The 3,253-nt window shown below is 64.4% G+C and carries 4 protein-coding genes; all 4 read right to left on the bottom strand.

Features of this window, described 5'->3' with window-relative positions; genetic code table 11:
* Positions 1-936: putative alpha/beta hydrolase (locus tag F0Q45_RS25095; protein WP_444875264.1), on the bottom strand; the 936-nt coding region annotated here is incomplete at its 3' end.
* A gap of 204 nt (positions 937-1,140) precedes the next feature.
* Positions 1,141-2,151, bottom strand: a complete 1,011-nt coding sequence (locus tag F0Q45_RS25090) for a hypothetical protein (protein WP_262491171.1) — start codon at positions 2,149-2,151, stop codon at positions 1,141-1,143.
* Positions 2,126-3,103: a hypothetical protein gene (locus F0Q45_RS25085; protein WP_149656455.1), complete on the bottom strand. Its 978-nt coding sequence runs from the start codon at positions 3,101-3,103 to the stop codon at positions 2,126-2,128. Before F0Q45_RS25085 ends, F0Q45_RS25090 begins: the two co-directional genes overlap by 26 nt.
* On the bottom strand, positions 3,100-3,253 hold a 154-nt coding region (locus F0Q45_RS28155), incomplete at its 5' end, for a DUF5631 domain-containing protein (protein WP_188113154.1). The genes F0Q45_RS25085 and F0Q45_RS28155, both read right to left, overlap by 4 nt.

The following is a 3,253-nucleotide window of genomic DNA, read 5'->3' as shown; positions in this document are numbered from 1 at the left end:
CAGGCCTTGGTTGGTCTTCACCGCGTTCTGATACCTGCTGATGTCGGCAGCTGAAAGCCCATATGTTGCGGGGTTGTTGAAGACATCATTTCCGACGTTGTGAAGCGCCTTGTCCCGAAGGCTCTCAGGTGTTACGCCGTGCTGTCTGGCCTTATCTTCTACCCTGCGCAAGTCGTCGTTCATCACCGCAAGGTTGACCTGTCCACGCACTTCGGCGGGAATACCGTTGAGGTTGCCCAACTCCTGCGGGTGTTGATCGACCAGCAGCCGTCTTTGCTGCTCGCTGAGGGAATCCCACCAGCTCTTGACTTGCTCCGGATTGGTGTCCAGCGGCGGGATCAAGAGCTCGTCGGCTACTTCAATCTCCGCCGGGTCGCCGCCGTCGGCGCGTAGATTGCCCAGCCCGCTTTGCAAGATCGCCGAGTAGCTGTCGCGAATGTGCTTGATCTGGGCCAGGACTGCTTTGGTTGCGGCAACAGCCTCGTCGCAAAGGATATCGGCCTCGCATTGGTCGTCGTTGGCGAGCGCCTCACCGATCTCGCAGTCGATATCTTCGAGGTCTTGCTCAAGCGCCGAGATGTACCAGCCGGCAGCTCGTTGTGCCTCGGCCAGGGCGGCCGCGATGTTCTCCAAATCGACCGCGATCTTGGGCAATTGCGCGGCCTGCAGCCCCAGCGATTTGGTCACCCGCTGCACTTCGGCTGAGTCGTTGATCGGGTGTTCGCCGTTTTCCCGATTCCAGGCCCATTCAAAACGCTGCAGCGCCTGATTGAAGGCGGCGTCGGCCTCTGCCGTGCACGCACCCGCGTCATGAAAAGCTTTGGCCAGATCGGAAATCTGGGCCGGGCGACCTACCTGCATGCTCTTGTTAAGGGCCCATGGATCGCCGCCGGCCTCTGCGATCAGGCGCGCCACGCTGATGTAACGCAGTTGCATTAGGCTGCCCGCGGTTTTGCGGTAGGGCGCTCGATGGGGTTTGTTGCAATGCGCCGTGCAGTCGTGCGGCGAGTCTGGGCACCTGTGATCGCTTGGGGCACAACATTTGCGGCTCTCGAGTCAACAGAAGATGCTATTGGCGTCAGAGCAATCCGCGTCGGGTGAGTGGCGTTGCCCCCCTCGACCAACATTGCAGACTCTCCTCTAACGGGCCGTCAGCTCTTGCAACGCCTGCATCGCGTCGGCGGCGGCTTGCTGCACTGTATCGTGTTGGGCTTCGAGACGCAGCGTGTCGCCTCGGATCTCGGCAACGATCGCCGACGCCATGGCCTGCCGCTCCGCTCGCGCGTATGCTTGCTCGATGGCTGCGGCGGCCGCGACCTCGCGCAATAGGTTCTCCAAATCGACCAACAGCGAGCGGATGTCACGCATGTCGCGGTCGGCGCGAGTGACGCTACGGCGCGCTTGCCACAGCTGAACCAGGCACTGGTAGATCGACTCACGCGCCGCTCGCGCACCCTGGCACAGCGGACCGTAGGTGAGATCATTTCCCGGCTGCGTATCCAGCACGTGCCGCACGACGGTCTTCAATTCCCCGGCAGCGATGAAATCCGTTGACACCTCGCCACGTACCCGTCGCGCGACCTCGGCACGAATCAGGTCAACCGGCGAGACGTGATCGCGACCCTCGCTAGCCACCGTGCCATGCGCCAACTCGCGAAGTGCATCGGCAGCAGCTCGACCAACGGCATCGCGCTGCTCGGCGACACCTACTGCGTCGCCGCATATCTCGGCTACAACTGCGGCGGCCATCGCTCGCCGCTCCGCATACGAGTACGCCCATTCGACGTCAGCGGCGGCGATGCCCGCCAGCAACACATTGAGCACGTCAACCAGTAGCGCGCGGACATCGCGGTGACCGGAAAGCCATTGCTGGCGGCGCGCGTCCAGCACATCACGGCGCCCAGTCCACAGCTGGCTCAAGCGTCCGTATATCTGCGCGCGAGCGGCTTCGACGGCCTGGTACAGCGCCCCATGCGCGATGGAACTCGGCTGCGGAGGAGTATCCAGCTGAAACTGCACGGCAAGCAGCAGTTCGAATGCCGCGTGAGCAGCCATGGAAACCTCGCCGCCCTGCAATTGACGTTCGATCTCAGCACAAATCACGTCGAACGCCGACGACGAATCGTCACTCACCGCCGTCGAGTCTCTCATCGGGGTTGCGATCGTAGTCCTTGTCAGGCAATAGGATTCGTCGTGTGGATCTGGTAACCACCGGCGGCTTACCCTCCGTGGTTTTCACCGGGACGCTCGGCGGGGCCGTCAACCGGCCCTTCACGGGCTGGCCGTTGGGCACGCCCGGAGCCGTAACGCGCTTCTCAGCCGGCTTGTCCTTGCTTCCGCCTTCACCGCCGTGGCCCATCGCGCCCGGGGGCATCATCGGCATGCCGGTCGCACCCATCGGCGTCGACGACGGCGATGTGCCACCGGTCGTTGGCGCCGCGACCGACTTGCCCGGTGCCCCAGCGGGGGTCGTCGGCGGCGACGATGACGGCACCGGCGGCGGGCCCAGATAGCTGGTCGGGGTGGTGCCGCCACCGCCCCCACCACCAGATCCGAGGCTGCTAGCACCACCACCGCCAGCGAGGCCGGGCTCACCACCCACAGCGTCGACAAGTCGCGCGTCGTCTGCAGCTAGTCCCTCAGCGCCCTGGCTTTGCTGAAGCGCGCTCATCAGCGGCTGCATCGCGCCTTGTCCGGCTTGCATGGCCTGTTGGGGGAGCTGGGTGAGTGGCCCCATGATGCCGCCCACCGCGCCCCCGATCGCACCGGTAATTCCTGAGACGGCTTGTTGGATCATTTGCGTAGCTCCCTGCGCGCCGCCTTGGGCGCCCACGCCTTCAAACTGCTGCGCCGCGTCCGCCTCATTAGCCGGGAACTTGCGTGCGGCGTCGGCCGCATGGGCCCGCCGATCGGCGTCGTCGGCCGCGATATCGGCGTTGGTGGGAACCAGATCGGCGTTTGTGGCCGCGCCGAACCCTGCCACCCAGCCGTCCATCAACGTTCCGCCTGGTTGCACGGGTCCCGGCGCCAGCGGCGCTGGAGGTGGGGCATCGGCCGCCTGCCCATAGATTCCGGGCGACGCCTTGATTTCGAATCCAGTCATGCGGAACTCCTTGTTGATGTGGCCGCGATTGCCCAGGCGAGGTGATAATTCGCCCCAGGTTGGTTGCCTTCGATTAGCGCGTTGATCGCCGCCAGCAGCATCCAATCGACGGCCGCGGAAACGTCGTGATGCGGATAGGCGGCCAGCACC

Origin of the sequence: Mycobacterium simiae (assembly GCF_008370645.1) — a bacterium.
Lineage (GTDB): Bacteria > Actinomycetota > Actinomycetes > Mycobacteriales > Mycobacteriaceae > Mycobacterium > Mycobacterium simiae_A.
Note: the sequence above shows the minus strand (reverse complement) of the source record. Positions and strands in the feature narration are given on the sequence as shown.